Origin of the sequence: Microbacterium paraoxydans (assembly GCF_019056515.1) — a bacterium.
Taxonomy (GTDB): Bacteria; Actinomycetota; Actinomycetes; order Actinomycetales; family Microbacteriaceae; genus Microbacterium.
The window spans coordinates 1,176,375-1,196,334 of the sequence record NZ_CP064873.1 but is presented as its reverse complement, the minus strand read 5'-3'; the positions used below and the strand labels follow the sequence as shown (position 1 = coordinate 1,196,334).

Below are 19,960 nucleotides of genomic sequence, written 5' to 3'. Positions count from 1 at the left end.
CCCTGAGCCGACCTACCCTGGGGGCATGGGACGCTCTCCATTCACTCTAGCCGCGGCGGTGACGGCCGCACTTCCCGGCGCGGAGGTCACGGGCACCCGGGCGCTCACCGCGGACGGCGACGGGCGCTTCGACTCCGCCGTCGCCTCGCTCGCCGACGGCCGGGAACTCGCGATCCGCGTGGCTGACGACGATGACGCGGCGCGGGAGCTGGCGGCGGAGGCCCTGGCGCTGCGCGCCCTCACCGACGGTGCGCGTGCCATGCTGCCGTTCCGCGCCCCCGGCTACATCGGCGAGACCAGGGTGGGCGAAGGGCGTGCGCTCGTGACCGAGCTGCTCCCCGGCTTCCAGATCGAGGCGTCGATGGTGCCCGCCGGACGCGGCGCGGCGGAATCCATGGGAGCCGCGATCGCCGCCGTGCACGGGCTGCCGACGTCGGTCGTCCGCGGCGCCGGGCTCGTGATGCGCAGCGCCGAGGAGAGCCGCGCCGAGCTGGAGCGCCTCGTCGACACCGCGGCCGCCACCGGACACGTCCCTGCCCGCCTCACCGTGCGGTGGCGGGACGCCGTCGCCGACGACGACCTCTGGCGCTTCGAGTCGACCGTCGTGCTCGGCGGCGTGCAGGCGACGTCCTTCCTCTTCGACGACCACCCCGAGCGCGGCCCCGAGGTCACCGGCGTGATCGGCTGGCACGGTCTCGCGGTCGGCGATCCGGCACTCGATCTCTCCTGGCTGTCCGCGGCTCCCGACGCGGCGGCCGACGTGCACGGCGCCTACGCCCGTGCCATGGACCGCACTCCCGATGCCGGGCTCGAGGTCCGCGCGCGTCTGCTCGCCGAGCTGGAGTTCGCGCGCTGGCTCGTCCACGGCGACGCGCTGCGGCGCGAGGACATCGTGGAGGACGCTGCGGCGCTGCTCGAGGCTCTCGCCGACGGCCTCCGCCATGACGACCTCGGCGTGCCCGGCGACCGACGTTCGGACGTGGACTCCGCCATGGACGCGCTCGACCGCGTGCCGGTGGCGGCCGCCCCCGAGGTGGACACCTCGATGCAGACCGACGCCTACAACCCCGAAGAACTCTGGGCGGCGGAGGCGGACGACGCCGACCGCGACGCCCCGGCGGCGGCGTCGACGGACGCGGAGAAGCCCGCGGATGCACCGTCGCAGCCGGACGCGGAACGCCGCGCCGCGGTGGCGAGCATCGAGACCGAAGACCTCTCCGGCGTCGCCCAGGCGTTCGCCGAGACGCGCGGGAGCGGACGAGCTGAGCACTCCGCCCCCTCGTCCTCCCCCGCAGCCGACGACGACTCCGAGGAGGCTCAGCGCGCGGCGCGGGCAGCGCTCCAGCGCTGGAAGAGCTCCTCCTCCGAGTAGACGCGATCCCCGCGGATGACGAGGTCGTCGGCCACGTAGTACAGCGCCACGTCGATCTCCTCCAGCGGGACACCGAACCGTCGGTGGTACGCGAGCCGATAGAGGGCGAGCTGCAGCATGCGCTCCTCGCGCTCCTGCGGCGTCCGCGGCGCGCGCCCGGTCTTCCAGTCCACGATCTCGATCCGTCCGCCGCGGTCGGCGCGTCGGTACACCGCATCGAGCTTGCAGATCACGATGTGCGCGTCCGCGGCGCCGGCACCCGTCCCCGGAAGGCCGGCGCCCAGCGCGAAGTCGATCTCGATCTCCACGGCGAGAGGCTGCAGCGGCCCCCACTCGCTCCGCTCGAAGGTCTCCTGCAGCGCCGCGAGGTCGGCGGCATCCGCCGCTGCCCCTGACCCCGGAGCGCCCGGTACGCTGTCGCCCTCCGGCTCGTCCTCGTCGATCTCCCAGAGCGCCTCATCGACCCGGGTCCCGACGCCGACGAGCTCGGAGCGCTGCTCCACCCACGCGTGGAACAGGGTCCCCAGACGGGTCTGGCGGTACGGACGCTCCGGCATCGGACGCACGAGCGAGGACAGGGTGCCGGTGTAATCCGTGACGTAGTCCTTGAACCGGGAGGCGGGAACGCGGGTGGGAGCCTCGGCGTCCGTTCCGCGCTGGCGGGCCGCCCGCTCATCGAGGAGCCGGCGCAGCTCCTCCGTCGGAACGGCGGCGTCGTCGTGCAGGGCCTCCTCGACGAGCGCGGCCGCGGCGGTCACCACGGCACGCCTCCCGCCGAGGGGATCGAGCGGCCAGTGGAGCGTGGCCCCGGGACCGTCGTACGGGTTCTCGTCGGGATCGACCGGCGGGACCTCGTCGAGGCCGAGGACGTCGATGGCCTCGAGGAGGTACGGGCTCGGTGTGCGCGGCGCCTTCTGGCCCGCCCAGTGGGCTCCGCTGAGCAGAAGATCGCTCTTGGCGCGGGTGATCGCCACGTAGGCGAGGCGACGCTCCTCCTGGCGCTGATACTCCCGGTAGGCGTCCTTGAAGCGCTTGAGCGCGCCACCGTGCGGATTCGCCTTCGTCACACCGCCCGACAGCGACGCCTGGGCGCGCTTCTGCCGCATGCCGGGGTCGGTCTCCCCCTCCATCGCCTCCTCCGGATCCCAGAGGAAGCGCGGGAGCGCATCGCGGTCTCCGCGCAGCGCGAAGGGAACGACGCCGAAGCCGAACCAGCCGGAGGTGTCGGACACGCGTCCCGGCAGCTCGTCGACGACGAGGCGCACGACGGCGACCGCGTCCCACTCCAAGCCCTTCGACCCGTGGATCGTGAGCAGTTGCACGACGCCGGGCTCCGGCGGCTCCGGACGCGGCATCAGCTCGTCGGTGCTCTCGGCCTTGTCGAGCCAGGCCAGCAGACTGCCGATCGTGCCGCGCTCGTCGGCGGCGAGGAACGCGCGCACCTCGTCGGCGAACGCCCGCAGCTGGGTCGCTGCGACGCGCGCGGGGCCTCGGGTCTCGTTGGCGGCGAGCTCGATGTCCAGCCGCAGCTCCAGCTCGATGAGCCGGATGAGCTCCGGGATGGGCTGGGACGACGCGCGACGCAGACGCTCCAGCATCTCCCCCGCCGCGCGGATCCGGGCGCGGCCCTCCGGCGTGATCCCCTCCAGCAGGCGGTAGTCGTCCCGGACCGCGCGCACGATGTCGACCGCGTCCACGATGGAGACGGCCTCGTCGGCACCGCGGGAGGAGCGGAGCCGCACCCTGACCTCCTCGGGCAGGGGCATGAGGGCGGTGTCGCGCTCCGCGAGTGCGCGCCCCAGCTCGTAGAGCGCCGCCATGTCCGCCACCCCGACGCCGAAGCGCGGGCCGGTGAGGAGCCGGATCAGCGCCGAGCCCGCCGTCGGATCGTGCACCACCCGCAGGGTCGATACGACGTCGACGACCTCGGGCGTGGCGAGCAGGCCGCCCAGACCGAGGATGCGATGCGGGATGCCCCGCGCGGCGAGCGCGCCGGCGAAGGTCTGCATGTGGCGCTTGGACCGGAACAGGATGGCGCCGGTGTGCGGGGAGGCCGAGGTCGCGTCGTGGGCGGCGCGGCGTTCGGCGAACCAGGCCGCGACCTCGGCGGCCTCGTCGTCGACGGTGAAGGGGTAGCGCACGGCGACCGTGCCCTCCCCCGCGCCCGGCCGCGGCTCCAGCGGCGGCACATCGAGTCCGGGGCGCTGCAGAGGTTCGAGCACCCGGTTGGCGACGTCGAGGATCCTCCGATCGTTGCGCCAGCTCGTCATGAGGCTGTAGGTGCGCACGCCGCCTGCACTCGAGAACGACCGGGGGAACGCGTAGAGGTTGTCGGCGCTGGCCCCGCGCCAGCCGTAGATCGACTGATGCGGATCGCCGACGGCCATGACGGCCGTGTCGCGGAACAGCTCCGCGAGGAAGCGCGTCTGGATCACGGAGGTGTCCTGATACTCGTCGAGCAGCACCACACGGTGCTGCTCGCGCAGCTCGGCGCGGACGTCCGGCGCGGACTCGACGATGTCGTACGCGCCGGAGACCTGGTCGGCGAAGTCGAGCACGCCGCGGCGATCCTTCTCGGCGATGTAGTCCCGCACGAGGCGGGTCAGGGTCGAGAGGGTACGCAGGTTGACCGCCGCCTTCTCGACGTCGGCGTGGGAGCGGTAGGGCTCGAACGCCGCGGCCTGCGCCGCGGCGAGGCGCTCCGCCTCCGCGAGGTCGACGCGGTGGTCGAGGGCCTCGCCGGCGAGCCGCTGCACGGCGTCGATGACCGTCCCCAGGGCGTAGTCGACCTCCTCCAGTTCCGGCAGGTCGCTGCGGAGCACGACCTCCCGCGCCAGCATCCAGGAGGCCGCTTGGCTCAGCATCGCCACATCCGGATCCCGGCCGATGCGGGCGGCGTGCTCGCGGACGATGCCGTCCGCGAAGGCGTTGTAGGTCGACACGCGCGGGCGGATGAGGAGGTCGTCGGCGGTGCGGACCGCCGGCTCTCCGCCCGTGCCGTGCTGCCGGGCGAGGTCGTCGAGGACCTGCGCGCGCACGAGCTCCCGCTGGCGCCCCGGCGCGGCGTCCGCCACCCGGCGCAGCGCTCCTCCGGCGACGATCTCCGGGAGGTGCGGGAGCAGACCCCGCCGCCCGTACTCGTCGACGACGGCGAGGCGGGCGCCGATGCGCTCCGCCAGCTCCCCCGCCGCCTTGCGCGTGAACGTGAGTCCGAGGACCTCGTCCCGGCGGACGAGCCCGTTCGCGACGAGCCAGACGACCCGGGCCGACATGGTCTCCGTCTTGCCGCTGCCGGCTCCGGCGACGACGAGGGCGGGCTCGAGCGGGGCCTCGATCACCTGCTGCTGGGCGGGCGTCGGGGTCGGGAGTCCGAGCGCGGCGGCGATATCGGTCGCCGAGAGCACGGCGTCCGCGGGTCCTGCGGTCATGCGCTCACCGCCGGCACGGTGTGGATGCGGCACGGATGCACCCGGCGCTGGGTGTCGGCGCAGTGCGCCTCGACCTGAGCCGTGAAGCTCGCCGCCGACATGCCGCGGGCGACCTCCGCGACCCGGCGCAGGAACTGCGATCGGGCCTCGGCGTCCAGAGCATGCTGATGCGCGACGCGGTAGTCGCTCTTGGCCAGCGTCTTCGAGACGATGACGAGCCGCGCGCCCCCGAGCGAGCCCGGCGCGGCACCGGGCACGAGACCCTCCTGCACCGCGATCTGATACGCCGCGAGCTGGGCGTGCTCGACGACGCCGCCGTCCGACTCCGGATCGGTCTTCCCGGTCTTGAGGTCGACGACCACCGTGGTCCCCTCCGGCCCGCCGGCCATCGTCTGCCAGCCGCGGCCGCGCGCCCGGCCGTGTTCGCCGGCACCGGGCGGGTACGCCTCGACCCGGTCGATGTAGCCGTGCACGATGGCACGGTGCCCACGGTCCTCTCCCACCGGGTGCACCGTGGGCTCGGCGGTCGCACCGGACACGTCGACGGCGAACCGGAACTCCACCTCGCTGCCGAGGACGCGCCCGCCGTCTCTCCTCACCTCGCCGAGGTAGCTGTGCAGCCGGTCGACGAACAGGTCGGCGCGGCGGCGCTCCTTGCGTCCGATCCACGCCGTCTCGAAGTCGAGTTCCGGCCAGTGCTCCTCGACGATCTCCCGCATGCGCGCGAGATCGCCGTCCGGTACGCGCTCCATCGCCTCGTGGACGATCGTGCCGATACCGGCCGTCGGCGGCATGACCGTATCGCCCCCGAGGGCCGAGACGACCCAGTTGAGCCCGCACTCCTCATACGACTCCACGGCCGAGGGCGACACCCGTGCGCCGTTCGCGGCGAGATCGCGGAGCGGTGCCGCGGTCGACGGCGCCGTCACTCCGTACCAGTCGTGCGGATGCGCACCGGGCACCCCCTCCCTGGCCAGGACGGCGAGCTGGGCGGCGGCCTCGCGCCGCGCCGGCTCGGCGGGAGCCGTGGTGAGCACGCGACGGTGCCGCGCGACGAGCCCGCGCAGCGTGAGGGGGTGTTCCGCCGAGGCATGGCGCTCCGGCGGCTCCGGCGGCGGCAGGAATCCGAAGAACGCGCTGGGCGACAGGTCGTCGTCGTCCACGGCGGTGATGAGCAGTCGATGGCGCGCCCGGGAGAGCGCCCGCACGAACAGGCGCAGCTCGTCGTGCAGAGCGGCGCGACGCCGGTCGAGCACGCCGGGCACCTCCGCCGGCAGGCCAGAGCGCGCCGCGATCAGCGCGTCGGCGAGCCGCCAGGTCTGGAGCAGCCCGCCCCGCAGCCGCACGTTGGGCCACACGCCGTCCTGCACCCCGGCGACGACCACGGCGTCGAACTCCGTGCCGAGCGCTGTGGCCGGCGTGAGCAGCGTCACCGTGCCCGGCCGCTCGGGCGACGACAGCGTGTCCTCCGGCACCTCGCTGTCGAGGATGTCGCGCACGAAGACCTCGGGACGCTCGTTCGGGGTGCGCTCGACGAAGCGCTTGGCCGCGTCGAAGAGGGCCACGAGGGCGTCGAGCGACCGCGCCGTCTCGGCACCGGTGGGCAGCAGCGAGATCTCCCGCCACGCGACGTGCAGCCGCCGCCCGTCAACGGCCCTGGCCTGCTCCCAGATGCGCCACAGGAGGTCGTGGATCGTCTCGCCCTCCGCCGCCGCACGGGCGACGCCGGCGACCGTCTCGGCGAAGCGCTCGGCGGTCCGCGACTCGGGCGCATCGATGAGCGTCAGGGTGGCCGGCGCCGACATCGCCGCGCGCAGCAGCTCGCGCGCCGGGGTCGACCCGCCCTGCCCGAGCTCGAGGTGGCGGAGCCGCGCGCGCAGCCGCCGCAGCGCGATCGCATCCATGCCGCCGAACGGTGTGCGCAGCGCCTCCTCCCAGGCCTGCACCGTGCGCTCGTCGTCCGGGGTCAGCGCGAGCCGGACGATGCCGACGATGTCGCGCACGATCCCCTCGCTGCCGAGCGGGCGCTGCACACCGGCGGCCCTCGTCGGGATCTCGCGCGCGGCGAGCTCGGTCTCGAGGGCTGTGACCTGACGGGTGTCATGGGCGATGACCGCCATCCGCTCCCACGGGATCCCGGCGCGGAGATGCCAGTCGCGCATGACCCCGGCGATGCGGTCGAACTCCTCGTAGGGCGACGGGGCGAGGAAGGTCGACACCTCGGCCTCGTCGTCCTCCGCCGCCGGTGCCGGCGCCCGCCGGTGCTCGACCCGTCCTGACGCCCCGATCGCCTGCGTCACCGTGCGCGTCAGCGCGGTCAGCAGGGGGCGCTGCCGGTGCGCGCCGTCGAGCACGTGCACGGTGCCGAGCGCGCCGGTGAGCTGCGCGAACAGCTCGGGACTGGCCCCGCGGAAGGCACCGGAGGAGATGTCGGGATCGCCGAACGCCTGCACCGCGACGCCCCGCTCCCGGAGCGCGCGCACCACGCCGATCCCGCCGCGCGTGAGCTCCTGGGCGTCGTCGATGAGCACCACCCGCAGGGGTGCGAGCGGTCCGAGGGTGGCGCCGTCGGCGGTGCGGAGGATCCCCGCCGCCTCGCTGAGGAGGTCGGCGGTGTCACGGTGCGCGGCCCGCAGGGCGTCGAGCACCGCGCGGTACTCCTCCACGAAGTCGGCGGCCGCCGTCCACACCGCGTCGCCCGTGGCGCGCAGCTCCGCCGGGCTCGCCCCCAGCTCCGTGCACTCCGCGAGGAAGGCGCGGAGCTCGGAGCGGAAGCCCTTCGAGGCGCGGACGGGCTCGCTGAGCGCCGGAGGCCAGGAGATGCGGGCGTCCTCGGCATCTCCGGCCAGCAGTTCGGCGATGATGCGATCCTGGTCGGCGCCGGTGAGCAGCGCCGGCGGCTCGGCCCCTTCGCGGACCATCGCCCCGCGGACCAGCTGGAACGCGAACGACCCGAGCGAGCGTGCCAGTGGCCCTGGCGTCGCCTGGCCGATGCGCACGCCGATCCGGTCGCGCAGCGCGGTGGCCGCCTGCCGGCTCGGGGTGAGCGCCAGCACCTCCTCCGGACGCAGCCCCTCGACCTCGAGGAGCTGCACGACCCGGTCGACGAGCGTGCGCGTCTTACCCGTGCCGGGGGCGCCGATCACGACGCCGGACGCGGTCGGCGGCGCCGTGATCACAGCTCGCTGCGCGGCATCCGACATCATCCCTCCACGCTATCGGGAGGCGCGGACATCGGCGTCGAGGGCGGGGCTGCTCGCGGGTTGTGCGCTCAGGGCGAAACGGCTCCCGTCACCGGTCTCCGCCGCCGGCTGCGCGATAGAGTTGGGCGAGTCCGACGACCTGCAAGGAGCACCCGTGGAAATCCGCATCGGCATCATCAACACCGGCCGCGAGCTGAGCTTCGACACCGCTGCCACGGCGGACGAGGTCCGCACCCAGGTCTCCGCGGCACTCGAGCAGAGCGCCTCGCACCTGAGCTTCGCCGACGTGAAGGGCAACTCCTACATCGTGCCGACCGCGAACCTCGCCTACATCGAGCTGGGCACCGAGGAGTCGCGTCGCGTGGGCTTCGTCGCCTGACCCGCGCATGTACATCCTCCTCGCCCTCGTCGGCGCCTGCGTGCTCGGGATCGCCGCGCACTTCCTGATCGGCGGTCGCGAGCTGCGGGGCGTCGCCCTCGCCCCGGCGATCGCGACGGCCGTCTCGGCGATCGTCTACACGAGCCTGCAATGGGCCGGCGTGGGCGAGGACAGCGTCTGGCTGTGGCTCGCGAGCATCCTCGGCGCGGTGGTCGTCGCGGCGCTGGCGACCGCGGCTCTCACCGCAGGGCGTCGACGCGGCGATGAGCAGAGGCGAGCCGCGCTCGGGATCTGACCTAGGACGCGAGGCCCATCGCATCCATGCGGCGCGCGTGCGCTCCCATGAGCTCGGTGTACACCGGCTCGATCCGGGCCTCCTCCACGGCGAGGAGCTCCGGCCGCAGGGCCGCACGGCAGACGAGGATCGTGTCCCCCACGAGGCGCCGTGCCCACATGGACAGCAGCGAGCGCCACTCCTCGTCGCTCTCGATCGTCTCCTGGATGATCGCGACGATCTCGTGGCGCGCATCATCCTCGCGCAGGATCTCGGCGACCCGCCGCCCCGTCTCGCCGTAGCTCGAGGCGAGCGCGAGGTAGAAGTCGTCGAGCATGCCCGCCGTGATGTAGACCGCGAGCAGGGTCTCGCGCGGGCGCGCCCCGATGGTCTTGCGCCGGAACGCGTCGAGGTGCTCGCGGAACGGGAGCATGAGCTGCGTCGGGTCCTGGCCGCGTGCCGCGATGATGTCGACGATGCTCCGGTGCTTGGTGAGCGCGGCACCGGCGGCCCGGGACAGCGACTCCTTCTCGGCCAGCTCGGGAGTCGCGCGGATGAGCCGCGTCAGCGTCTCGAAGTACCCGAGCTGGAGGTAGGCCGCCTGGCCGAGGAACCGGTCGAGCTCGGGCGCCAGCTCCGCGAAGTCGACACGCGTCGCATCGCTCTGCTCGCCGCGGCTGCGCAGCGCCAGGGTGCGTCGCGGCGCGGCATCGCGCTGCCAGAACCACTTAACCACGAGGTGTTCCTCCCGAGTCGGCCACGTCGTTCACAATACTCGGGCGACGGCGTCCTCCCTGTCCGGAGCCGCCCCTCCGGTAGGCTGGGCGTGTCCCCGCCGTCGGAGCGGGGCCCCGCGCCTGTGGCACACGAGACGGCGTGGCTCCGTTTACGAGGCGATCGCGAGGTCGCCGGACAGGCATCTGAACACAGTGACAAGTTTCGCCGAACTCGGCATCGACCAGGACATCGTCGACGCACTGGCAGCGAAGGGCATCGTCGATGCCTTCCCCATCCAGGAGCAGACCATCCCCCTCGGCCTCCCCGGCCAGGACATCATCGGGCAGGCCAAGACCGGTACCGGCAAGACGTTCGGCTTCGGCATCCCGGTCGTGCAGCGACTCGGGAAGGACCCGGAGCCGGGCGTCAAGGCCCTCATCGTCGTCCCCACCCGCGAGCTCGCGGTGCAGGTCTACGAGGACATCGACCTCCTCACGAGCAACCGCTCCACGAGCGTCGTCGCCATCTACGGCGGCAAGGCCTACGAGGGCCAGATCGACCAGCTCAAGGCCGGCGCGCAGATCGTCGTCGGCACGCCGGGCCGTCTCATCGACCTCGCCGGCCAGCGCCTGCTCGATCTCTCGAACGCGACCGAGGTCGTGCTCGACGAGGCCGACAAGATGCTCGACCTCGGCTTCCTCGCCGACATCGAGAAGATCTTCCAGAAGGTACCGGCGGTGCGGCACACCCAGCTGTTCTCCGCGACCATGCCCGGCCCGATCGTCGCGCTCGCGCGGCGGTTCATGACCAACCCCATCCACATCCGCGCGAACGATCCGGACGAGGGTCTGACGCAGGCGAACATCAAGCACCTCGTCTACCGCGCGCACTCGCTCGACAAGGACGAGGTCATCGCGCGCATCCTGCAGGCCGAGGGGCGCGGCAAGACCGTGATCTTCACGCGGACCAAGCGCGCGGCCCAGCGCCTCGTCGACGAGCTCACCGACCGCGGCTTCAACGTGGGCGGCGTGCACGGCGACATGGGCCAGGACCAGCGCGAGCGCTCCATGGCCGCGTTCAAGGCCGGCAAGAAGGACGTGCTCGTGGCGACGGATGTGGCCGCGCGCGGTATCGACGTGGATGACGTCACGCACGTCATCAACCACACGATCCCCGACGAGGAGAAGACCTACCTGCACCGCGCGGGACGCACCGGCCGCGCGGGGAAGACCGGCATCGCCGTCACGTTCGTCGACTGGGAGGACCTGCACAAGTGGGCCCTCATCAACCGCGCCCTCGAGTTCGGCCAGCCCGAGCCCATCGAGACCTACTCCTCGAGCCCGCACCTCTACACCGACCTCGACATCCCCGAGGGGACGAAGGGCCGGCTCGTGAGCGCGCCGAAGAAGGAGGCGGTCAAGACCGAGCGCTCCCGTCGCCCGGAGCGCGCTGCCGACGCCGCCGCCGAAGGGACCGGGGAGGGCGGCACGCGCCGCCGTCGCCGCCGCCGGACGGGTTCCACGCCCGTCGGCTCGACCTTCGCCGAAGGGGCGACCGAGGGCGGGTCCGCCGAGGGCTCGACCGCGCAGACCGCCGACCGGGGCGCCGAGGGCGCCGGCACGCACGACGGCGCCGGCAAGGAGCACCACGACGGCAAGCCCGCTCCCGCGCGTCGCCGCCGCCGTCGTCGCGGCGGCTCCGGCAGCGGAGCGGCACCCGTCACGGGCGCCTGATCCGCATCATCGTCGTCCGAGGGGCGCCGCACGGTCTTCCGTGCGGCGCCCCTCGTTCTGCAGGAGCGCAGCCGGGACCTGCGGCGGGTAGACCCAGGCGACGAGCACGACCGAGATGATCATCAGCAGGAACCAGGAACTGAGCTTGCTCAGCGACACCGGCTGCCATCCCTCCGCCTGGTCCGGGTAGGCCCAGGCGCCCGCCCACGTGCCGATGTTCTCGGCGAGGTAGATGAACACCGCGACGCCGGCGAACACGACCAGGAGCGGAAGGCGGATGGTGCGGCGCCACACGCGCGCGTGCAGGATCGTGGGCAGCCAGAGCACGACCACGGCGGCGAGGAGCACCCACCGCGCGTCCCACCACCAGTGGTGGGTGAAGAAGTTGATGTAGATCGCCGCCGCCAGCACGGCCGTCATCCACCGCCGCGGATAGCGGGTGAACCCGAGGTCGAACAGCCGGTACACCCGCACCATGTACGAGCCGACCGCCGCATACATGAAGCCGCTGAACAGCGGGACGCCGCCGATGCGCAGGATGCCGTCCGCGGCGTACGCCCAGGAGCCGACGTCGGTCTTGAACAGCTCCATCGCGGTCCCCGTGATGTGGAAGAGCACGATCACCCAGAGCTCCCGTCCGCTCTCCAGCCGGAACACGAGCATCGCCACCTGGATCAGGACGGCCGCGATCGTCAGGGCGTCGTTGCGGGCGAGCGCCGCGTCGTCGGGATACCAGAGGCGGGCCGCGATGATCACCACCAGGAGCGCCGCGCCGAACACGCACGCCCACGCCTGCTTGAGCACGAACACGACGAACTCGGCGAGTCCGGCGCGGAAGCCCGTCGTCGGCACCGCGCGGAGGAGACGGCGGGCGGCCGCATCGACGCGGCGCTCCAGGGAGGTGGCACGTTGCATGCCTCGGACCGTAGCGGTCGGGGTCGACAGAACGCCGGGAGACCGCCGACAGTCCGCCGGGCTCAGGGACGCCGCGGTGGGGTACCCGTGGCCCGGTCGATGATGCGGGCCACCATGTCCTCCGTGGTGGTGTTCTCCCCCGGCACGTTGGGCTTGCCCGTGCCGTGGTAGTCGCTGGACCCGGTGACGATGAGGTCGTGCCGTTCCGCCAGCTCGCGAAGGAGCCGCTTGCCGGCGGCCGTGTTCTCTCGATGGTCCACCTCGAACCCGGCCAGCCCGGCGTCGAGCAGCCGCTCGATGTACGGCATCGGCATCATCCGATCGCGGCCCGCCGTCACGGGATGCGCGATGATCGCCACGCCTCCCGCCTCGGTGAGCAGTCTCACGGCGGTCAGCGGGTCCGGCGCGTAGTGGGGCTCGTAGTAGCCCTCCCGCGGGTGCAGGATGCCGTCGAAGGCCTCCCCCCGATCGCGCACGATGCCGCGGGCCACCAGGGCATCGGCGATGTGGGGACGGCCGACCGTCGCGTCGAGCGTCGTCTGGGCGAGGACGTCGTCCCAGTGCAGGTCGTAGTCGCGGCCGATGTTGCGGACGATGCGCTCCGCGCGCCCGATCCGGTCGTTCCGGATCCGGTCGGTCTCGGCCCGCAGCGCCGCATCCTCCGGATCGAAGAGGTAGCCGAGCACGTGCACGCTGCGCCATTCGTGCTTGGCGGAGAGCTCCATGCCCGGGAGGAAGGTCATGCCCAGGGCGGCGGCGGCGTCGCCGGCCTCCGCCCAGCCGGTGGTGCGGTCGTGATCCGTGAGCGCCGCGGTCCGCACCCCGTGCCGATGCGCCTGTCTCATGACCTCGGCGGGCGTCTCGGTGCCGTCGGAGTGGTTGGAATGCAGGTGCAGGTCGGCGGGACCGGCGGGCGGAACGGGCATCCTCCGAGCGTACCGAGCGCCGACGCGCGTGGCGCGGAATCCCGGACACCGATCGCGGCGACGAGCCGGTCCTGAGGCAGGGACTTCACAGGCGGCGCTTCTAGGCTGGACGGGATGTTTCGACTCCTGGGGATCCTGCTGACCGTCCTGTTCGCGATCGCGACGGCGGTCGTCGTGTGGCCGCAGTTCTTCCGCCTCGAGCAGACCTACCCGTTCGCTCAGCTCGTCGCCGCCCGCGGCCTCGTGCTCGGCGGCTTCCTGGTCATCGCGGTGCTGGCGCTGCTGCTCCTGCTCGCCCGGCCGTTGCGGGGCTTCGCGGCGTCCATCCTGATCGTCGCGCTGCTCGGTGCCGCCGCGACCGGCGTGATCGGGGCGACGCGGGGGTTCGGCGTGGCTGCCCTCCCCGAGCGGACCGACACGAGCCTGCGAGTGCTCACCTGGAACACGGCGGGTGAGGCCGTCTCCGCCGAGCAGATCGCCCGGGAGATCCTGGAGCAGGAAGCCGACGTGGTGGCGCTGCCCGAGACCACCGAGGAGGTCGGCGAGCGGATCGCGCTCATGCTGCGCGAGCAGGGGCATCCCATGTGGGTGCACCACGTGCAGTTCCGCCCGGACGTGGAGGACGGCCCGCAGTCGTGGCAGACCACCGTGCTCGTGGCTCCGGAGCTCGGCGAGTACTCCGTCATCGAGTCGTCGAAGGACGGGAGCAACAACACCGGATCCGTGCCCAGCGCCGTGCTCATGCCCATCGACGGCGATGGCCCCACGATCGTCGCCGTGCATGCCGTCGCGCCGCGCATGGAGGAGATGCAGCAGTGGCAGAGCGACCTGCAGTGGATCGCCGACCAGTGCCCCGCAGGTGACTTCATCCTCGCCGGCGACTTCAATGCGACCGTGGATCATATGGCCTCCCTCGGCATCGACGGCGGCGACATCGGGTACTGCCGCGACGTCGCCTCCCGGACCGGCAACGGGATGTCCGGCACCTGGCCGAGCTCGTTCCCCGCTCTCGCCGGCGCCCCCATCGACCACGTGATGGCGTCGGCCAACTGGCGCCCCACGGGCTCCGCCGTGCTCGACGACGCCGGGGGCAGCGATCATCGCGCCCTCATCGTGCAGCTCGAGCCGGCCGGCTGATCACGCCGGGGGCCTCCAGGTGAGAGACTGGACGGATGAGCACCGGAGAAAACGACACGATCGCTGACGAGACCGTCGAAGCCCCCGTCGAGAACAGCTCGACCAACCGCAAGCAGCCCTTCCCGCAGGGCTTCCTCGACACCATCTCCACCGGCTGGGCCGAGCGTCCGGAGACGCTGCCCGCGCCGCGCGCCCAGGCTCCGTACGCCGAGCGCCGCCGCGCCGCCGTCTCGGCCGCGTTCCCCGGCAAGCGCCTCGTGATCCCCGCCGGCTCGCTCAAGCAGCGCAGCAACGACACCGACTACGTCTTCCGCGCGCACTCCGCCTTCGCGCACCTCACCGGCTGGGCCTCCGACGCGGAGCCGGACTCGGTGCTCGTCTTCGAGCCGACGTCCGACGGACACGACATCACCCTGTACTTCCGCGAGCGCGCCGACCGCACCACGACCGAGTTCTACGCCGACGCTACCGTCGGCGAGTTCTGGATCGGCCCGCGCCCGTCGCTGGCCGGCGTCGCCGCCGACCTGCAGGTGGCCACGGCGCACCTGCACGAGTTCACCCCGGTCGACGGCGAGCTCGTCCTCGACGAGGACGAGGCCCTCACGCGTTTCGTCTCCGAGCTGCGCCTCATCAAGGACGACTTCGAGATCGCCGAGATGCGCCGGGCCGTGGCGATCACGGCGCAGGGCTTCGACGACATCATCCGTGAGCTCCCGGCCGCGGTCGCGCACGCCCGGGGCGAGCGCGTCGTCGAGGGCGTCTTCCACCGCCGCGCCCGCGAGGACGGCAACGGCGAGGGCTACGACACGATCGCCGCGTCCGGGCCGCACGCGTGCTACCTGCACTGGACGCGCAACGACGGCACGGTCGTGCCGGGAGACCTCATCCTCGTCGACGCGGGCGTGGAGGCGGACAGCCTCTACACCGCTGACATCACCCGCACGCTGCCGGTGTCCGGGACGTTCACGGACGTGCAGCGCCGCGTCTACGAGACCGTGCGCGAGGCCGCCGACGCGGCTTTCGCGGCGGCGAAGGTCGGTGTCCGCTTCCGTGACGTGCACGCCGCGGCGATGGCCGTGATCGCCGAGCGCACCGCGGAGTGGGGCCTGCTCCCGGTCACCGCCGAGGAGGCCCTGGACGCGGACAAGGGCGGCCAGCACCGGCGCTACATGGTGCACGGCACGTCGCACCACCTCGGCATCGACGTGCACGACTGCGCGCAGGCGCGCCGCGAGATGTACTACGACGGCATCCTCACGCCGGGCATGGTCTTCACGATCGAGCCGGGGCTGTACTTCCAGATCGACGACCTCACGGTACCCGCCGAGCTGCGCGGCATCGGCGTCCGGATCGAGGACGACATCCTGATGACCGAGGACGGCCCGGTCAACCTCTCCGCGGACATCCCGCGCACGGCCGACGAGGTCGAAGCCTGGATGGCGCGACTGCAGGGCTGACGACGGGAGGGAGTGGGGCCGCGGCCGCGCTCCTCACCCCCGCAGCGTGCTGACGAAGGCGTCGACCACGGGCGCCAGGTCCGCGGCGACGTCCGCCGACGGCCGCCGCCGGCCCTTCACCTCGAAGGAGTGGCCGCCACCCTCGACCCAGTGCACCCGCGCGTCGTGACAGGACGCGACGGCCTCCTCGAGCTGGGCGATCGGCTGGATGAACGGGTCCGCGGTGCCCTCCACGAAGAGCTGCGGGACGGTGATCGAGGGGAGATGGGCGATCCGCGGCTTGTCCGGACGCCCCGGCGGGTGGAGCGGGTAGCCGAGGTAGACGAGGCCGTCCACGACGAGCCCCTCTGCGACGGCCAGGGACGCCATGCGCCCGCCGTAGGACTTCCCGGTCGCCCACACGGCCGCATGCGGCGCCCGTGCACGGGCTTCGGCGACCGCGGCCTCCCACGTCGCGACCGCGTGGGCGGCGGGACCGGGCATGCGGCGCCCCTGCTCGGCGTACGGGAAGGAGAAACGCAGCGTCGAGTAGCCGAGTGCGGCGAGGGCCAGGTCGAAGCCGACGAGGAAGGGGTGATCCTTCCCCGCCCCGGCCCCGTGGGCGATCAGCACGACGTCATCGCGGGTGCCCGGCGTCCAGTCGGCGGATACCGGGGTCGCGCCGGCGGGCAGGGCGACCTCGATCCGGACGGCGGAGGGCACCGGGGTCACCGCACGGATCCGGGGGTGCCGGTCTCCGGGTCGGCGGGCCGCGGCGGAAGACCGGGCTCAGGAGCGGGAGCGGGCTCAGGAGCCGGGCCGGGCTCAGGAGCCGGTTCAGGGGCCGGAGCAGGCTCAGGGGCCGGGCCGGGCTCAGGAGCGGGTTCAGGAGCCGGAGCAGGAGCGCCCTGCGGGATCCGCTCGCCGTACTTCGGCGGCTCGTCCAGGTTCACCGGAGGACGCACGGGGGCGACCCGCTGCGCGCCGAGGACCTGCCGCGCCTTCGCCAGCGACCCGGGCTGCACGGTCACCTCGTAGTGATCCGCGGCGAACTGCGTCACACTCGCGAAGTCACGGCGGCGACGCACGATGGCGTAGGTGATGAGGCTCAGCAGCATGCCCACCGCGACGCCGATGAGGACGAAGCCGACGAACAGCTGGATCGGCACCTCGGGGTTGCCCAGGACGAGGATCGCCGACAGGAAGAGGCCGATGAGCACCCCGTTGATCGCGCCCGAGCGCGCGGCCGCGGCGTAGCCGAGCCGTCCGGTCACCCGCTCGACCGTCCGCACGCTCTGCCCGACGATCGCGATGTCGCGCGCAGGGACCTCTCCGGCGATCAGCTTCGACACCGCCTTCTGCGCGCTCTCGTAGTCGCGCATGGAGGCGACGATCTCACCGGTGTCCGTGCCGCTCGCGGGGCGATTCAGCATGCTCATCCGGCTATTCTTCCACGTCGTGCCTCGCGGCCGGCCGAGCGACCGCCCCGACAGCCGCCCCGGCACGCCGCGGGCTACGCTGGTCGGGTGAGCACACAACGGGTTTTCGCCGCGCGCCTGGCAGGGTGCGCCGTCTTCGATCCCGTCGGCGACCGGCTCGGCAAGGTCCGGGACGTCGTCGTCGTGTATCGAAGTACCGCGGCCCCGCGCGTGATCGGACTGGTCGTGGAGATCCCCGGCCGGCGCCATGTGTTCCTCTCGATCGGCCGGGTCACGTCGATCCGGTCCGGGCAGGTCATCACCACCGGCCTCATCAACGTGCGGCGCTTCTCTCCCCGCGCCGGCGAGGTGCGCGTCCTCGCCGAAATGCTGGGCCGGCGGGTGAGTCTGACCGACGGCAGCGGCACCGCGGTGATCGAGGACGTGGCGATCGAGCCGAACCGTCTCGGCGAGTGGGCGATCAGTCAGCTCTTCCTGCGCCGCCCGAAGACCGGCGCGTCGCCGTTCGCCAAGGGCCCGACGACGTTCGCGGCCTGGAGCGAGGTCACCGAGGAGCACGCACCGGGCGAGTCGCAGTCCGCCGAGCAGCTCGTCGCCTCGTACTCCGAGCTGCACGCCGCGGATCTCGCCAACACGCTCCTCGACCTCCCGCAGCAGCGGATGATCGAGGTCGCGGAGGAGCTCTCCGACGATCGCCTCGCCGACGCCCTCGAGGAGATGCCGGAGGACGAGCAGGTGCACATCCTCGACCGCCTCGGCGAGGAGCGCGCGGCCGACATCCTCGATCAGATGGAGCCGGACGACGCCGCCGACCTCCTCGCCCAGCTTCCGCCCACCCAGCTGGAGGAGCTGCTCCAGCGGATGGAGCCGGAGAAGGCGGAAGACGTGCGGATGCTGCTGCGCTACGGTCCCGACACGGCCGGCGGTCTGATGACCCCGGAGCCGATCATCCTGTCCGCCGACGCCACGGTCGCCGAGGCCCTGGCGCTCATCCGCCGCCACGAGCTGCACCCGGCCCTGGCGGCAGCGGTGTTCGTGACGCTCCCACCGTTCGAGACGCCGACCGGGCGGCTGCTCGGCCTCGTGCACTTCCAGCGGATGCTGCGCTATCCGCCGCACGAGCGGCTCGGCGCCATCCTCGACGACAGCCTCGAGCCGGTGCCCGTCACCGCCTCCGCCGCCGAGGTCGCCCGCATGCTCGCCAGCTACGACCTCGTCTCCCTGCCCGTGATCGACGCGGCCCACCGCCTCGTCGGCGCGATCAGCATCGACGACGTCCTCGACTACCTGTTGCCGGACGACTGGCGCACGCACGACAGCGACGACGTCGCCCCGCCCGTGACGGAGGCGCGCTGATGGCACGCAAGGAGCGGGCCGCCCGCCTCGACGCGCCAGGACGGACGAGCACCCGCCCCCGGTCGACCTCGCGCGACCGCTTCGGACGCTTCACGGAATGGGTCGCCCGTGCCATGGGCACGCCGGCGTTCCTCGTCATCCTCAGCCTCTTCTGCATCCTCTGGATCGGCTGGAACACGCTCATGCCCCGCGAGGTGCGCTTCGACGACGCCGCGCTGGGCTTCACCGCGCTCACCCTCATGCTGTCGCTGCAGGCCTCGTACGCCGCACCGCTGATCCTCCTCGCGCAGAACCGCCAGGACGACCGCGACCGCGTGCAGATCGAGCAGGACCGGCAGCGCGCCGAGCGCAACCTCGCCGACACCGAGTACCTCGCCCGCGAGATCGTCGCGCTGCGGATGTCGCTGGAGGAGCGCAACGCGCAGGTGGTCACCCGCGACGTGCTGCGGCAGGAGCTCCGTGCCCTGCTGGCCGAGCTGGGCGACGCCGAGGAGAAGCCCGCAGGCGGCACCGCCTCATGACCGCGGCCGAGAGCGTCAGAGCCGCGGTGGCGGCGGTGACCGACCCCGAGCTGCGGCGGCCGATCGGCGACCTCGACATGGTGCGCGACATCACGGTCGAAGACGGCGTGGCGCATGTGGGCATCGTGCTGACGATCGTGGGGTGCCCCGCCGCCGACCGCATCGAGCGCGACGTGCGCGGTGCCGCCGCCACGGTCCCCGGGGTCACGGGCGTCGAGGTCGAGGTGGGCGTGATGACCCCGGCCGAGCGCAAGGCCCTCACCGAACGGCTCCGCGCGGGTCGCCCCGCCCGGCACATGCCGTTCGGGCCCGATTCCCTCACCCGCGTGATCCTCGTCTCCAGCGGCAAGGGCGGCGTCGGGAAGTCGACGGTCACCGCGAACCTCGCCGTCGCCCTCGCCGATCAGGGCCTCGCCGTCGGCCTGGTGGATGCGGACGTGCACGGCTTCTCGATCCCCGGTCTGCTCGGCATCCCGGCCGGCACGCAGCCGACGCGCATCGACGACCTCATGCTGCCGCCGGTGGCCCACGGGGTGAAGACCATCTCGATCGGGATGTTCCTGCGCGACGGGGAGTCCGTCGTGGCCTGGCGCGGACCGATGCTGCACCGCACGGTCTCGCAGTTCCTCACCGACGTCTTCTTCGGCGATCTCGACGTCCTGCTCATCGACATGCCGCCCGGCACCGGGGACATCGCCATCTCGATCGGGCAGCTCCTCCCCCACGCCGAGGTGCTCGTGGTCACCACGCCGCAGGCGGCGGCCTCCGACGTGGCCATCCGCAGCGGACTCGTCGCCCGTCAGACCGGTCAGCGGGTGATCGGCGTGATCGAGAACATGTCCGCGTACACCCTCCCCGACGGCACCGTCATCGACCTGTTCGGTGCGGGCGGCGGAGCGGCGGTCGCGGAGGCCCTGTCCGCGCCCGACGCGCCGGTCCCCCTGCTCGCCTCCATCCCGCTCAGCCCGGCGCTCCGCCAGGGCGGCGACGAGGGCGTCCCGGTCGTCACCTCGGCGCCGGACGACGCCGCCGCGCAGGCGATCCGCACGATGGCCGCCGCCCTCGCCCGACGGGGCCGGGGCCTGTCCGGCCGCTCGCTGCCCATGTCGATCGGATGAGCACGC

General features: G+C 72.8%; 16 protein-coding genes. 9 read left to right on the top strand and 7 right to left on the bottom strand.

Annotated elements, in window-relative coordinates; all coding sequences use genetic code 11:
- Positions 1-25: 25 nt before the first annotated feature.
- Complete coding sequence (locus tag IZR02_RS05645; protein WP_025102977.1) at positions 26-1,372, top strand: hypothetical protein; 1,347 nt, start codon at positions 26-28, stop codon at positions 1,370-1,372.
- Here IZR02_RS05645 and IZR02_RS05640 read toward each other — a convergent pair.
- A complete protein-coding gene (locus tag IZR02_RS05640) occupies positions 1,318-4,800 on the bottom strand; it encodes an ATP-dependent DNA helicase (RefSeq protein ID WP_062766426.1) in 3,483 nt (1,160 codons plus the stop codon). The two genes, IZR02_RS05645 and IZR02_RS05640, sit on opposite strands and share 55 nt — an antisense overlap.
- Positions 4,797-8,006, bottom strand: a complete 3,210-nt coding sequence (locus tag IZR02_RS05635) for an ATP-dependent helicase (RefSeq protein WP_025102975.1) — start codon at positions 8,004-8,006, stop codon at positions 4,797-4,799. The genes IZR02_RS05640 and IZR02_RS05635 overlap by 4 nt, the downstream gene beginning before the upstream one ends.
- A gap of 151 nt (positions 8,007-8,157) precedes the next feature.
- On the opposite strand from IZR02_RS05635, the gene IZR02_RS05630 reads away from it, so the two are divergent.
- Entirely contained in the window at positions 8,158-8,382 is a 225-nt protein-coding gene (locus IZR02_RS05630) for a DUF3107 domain-containing protein (protein ID WP_025102974.1), read from the top strand.
- A 7-nt stretch (positions 8,383-8,389) separates the two neighbouring features.
- On the top strand, positions 8,390-8,677 hold the full coding sequence (locus IZR02_RS05625; protein ID WP_025102973.1) for a hypothetical protein: 288 nt from the start codon (positions 8,390-8,392) through the stop codon (positions 8,675-8,677).
- Between the two features lies 1 nt (position 8,678).
- Here the strand turns inward: IZR02_RS05625 and IZR02_RS05620 are convergent, their stop codons facing one another.
- Positions 8,679-9,392: a ferritin-like fold-containing protein gene (locus IZR02_RS05620; protein ID WP_025102972.1), complete on the bottom strand. Its 714-nt coding sequence runs from the start codon at positions 9,390-9,392 to the stop codon at positions 8,679-8,681.
- A 193-nt stretch (positions 9,393-9,585) separates the two neighbouring features.
- Here IZR02_RS05620 and IZR02_RS05615 point away from each other — a divergent pair, with 193 nt between their 5' ends.
- Positions 9,586-11,106 (top strand): DEAD/DEAH box helicase, encoded by a 1,521-nt coding sequence (locus tag IZR02_RS05615; protein WP_025102971.1) that lies wholly within the window; start codon positions 9,586-9,588, stop codon positions 11,104-11,106.
- 6 nt (positions 11,107-11,112) lie between these two features.
- On the opposite strand, the gene IZR02_RS05610 is transcribed toward IZR02_RS05615, so the two are convergent.
- Complete coding sequence (locus IZR02_RS05610) at positions 11,113-12,021, bottom strand: DUF817 domain-containing protein (RefSeq protein ID WP_025102970.1); 909 nt, start codon at positions 12,019-12,021, stop codon at positions 11,113-11,115.
- A 62-nt stretch (positions 12,022-12,083) separates the two neighbouring features.
- The gene (locus IZR02_RS05605; protein ID WP_025102969.1) at positions 12,084-12,947 is read right to left on the bottom strand and encodes a PHP domain-containing protein; all 864 of its coding nucleotides are present in this window, start codon (positions 12,945-12,947) and stop codon (positions 12,084-12,086) included.
- 114 nt (positions 12,948-13,061) lie between these two features.
- On the opposite strand from IZR02_RS05605, the gene IZR02_RS05600 reads away from it, so the two are divergent.
- Together IZR02_RS05600 and IZR02_RS05595 are read left to right on the top strand one after the other, a co-directional pair.
- Positions 13,062-14,084, top strand: a complete 1,023-nt coding sequence (locus IZR02_RS05600; RefSeq protein WP_025102968.1) for an endonuclease/exonuclease/phosphatase family protein — start codon at positions 13,062-13,064, stop codon at positions 14,082-14,084.
- Between the two features lie 35 nt (positions 14,085-14,119).
- Positions 14,120-15,541, top strand: a complete 1,422-nt coding sequence (locus tag IZR02_RS05595) for an aminopeptidase P family protein (RefSeq protein WP_025102967.1) — start codon at positions 14,120-14,122, stop codon at positions 15,539-15,541.
- 33 nt (positions 15,542-15,574) lie between these two features.
- Here IZR02_RS05595 and IZR02_RS05590 read toward each other — a convergent pair whose 3' ends face one another.
- Together IZR02_RS05590 and IZR02_RS05585 are read right to left on the bottom strand one after the other, a co-directional pair.
- Positions 15,575-16,252 carry an alpha/beta hydrolase family protein gene (locus IZR02_RS05590; RefSeq protein WP_231729422.1) on the bottom strand — a complete coding sequence of 226 codons (678 nt, stop codon included), beginning with the start codon at positions 16,250-16,252 and terminating at the stop codon, positions 15,575-15,577.
- Complete coding sequence (locus tag IZR02_RS05585) at positions 16,249-16,959, bottom strand: general stress protein (protein ID WP_025102965.1); 711 nt, start codon at positions 16,957-16,959, stop codon at positions 16,249-16,251. Before IZR02_RS05585 ends, IZR02_RS05590 begins: the two co-directional genes overlap by 4 nt.
- 87 nt (positions 16,960-17,046) lie before the next feature.
- Here IZR02_RS05585 and IZR02_RS05580 point away from each other — a divergent pair, with 87 nt between their 5' ends.
- Genes IZR02_RS05580 through IZR02_RS05570 form a run of 3 tightly spaced genes read left to right on the top strand, consistent with a single transcriptional unit; the run spans position 17,047 to position 19,954 of the window.
- Positions 17,047-18,315, top strand: a complete 1,269-nt coding sequence (locus tag IZR02_RS05580; protein WP_025102964.1) for a magnesium transporter MgtE N-terminal domain-containing protein — start codon at positions 17,047-17,049, stop codon at positions 18,313-18,315.
- A complete protein-coding gene (locus IZR02_RS05575; protein ID WP_025102963.1) occupies positions 18,315-18,836 on the top strand; it encodes a DUF1003 domain-containing protein in 522 nt (173 codons plus the stop codon). The genes IZR02_RS05580 and IZR02_RS05575 overlap by 1 nt, the downstream gene beginning before the upstream one ends.
- Positions 18,833-19,954 carry an Mrp/NBP35 family ATP-binding protein gene (locus IZR02_RS05570; protein ID WP_062766417.1) on the top strand — a complete coding sequence of 374 codons (1,122 nt, stop codon included), beginning with the start codon at positions 18,833-18,835 and terminating at the stop codon, positions 19,952-19,954. Before IZR02_RS05575 ends, IZR02_RS05570 begins: the two co-directional genes overlap by 4 nt.
- Positions 19,955-19,960: the final 6 nt, after the last annotated feature.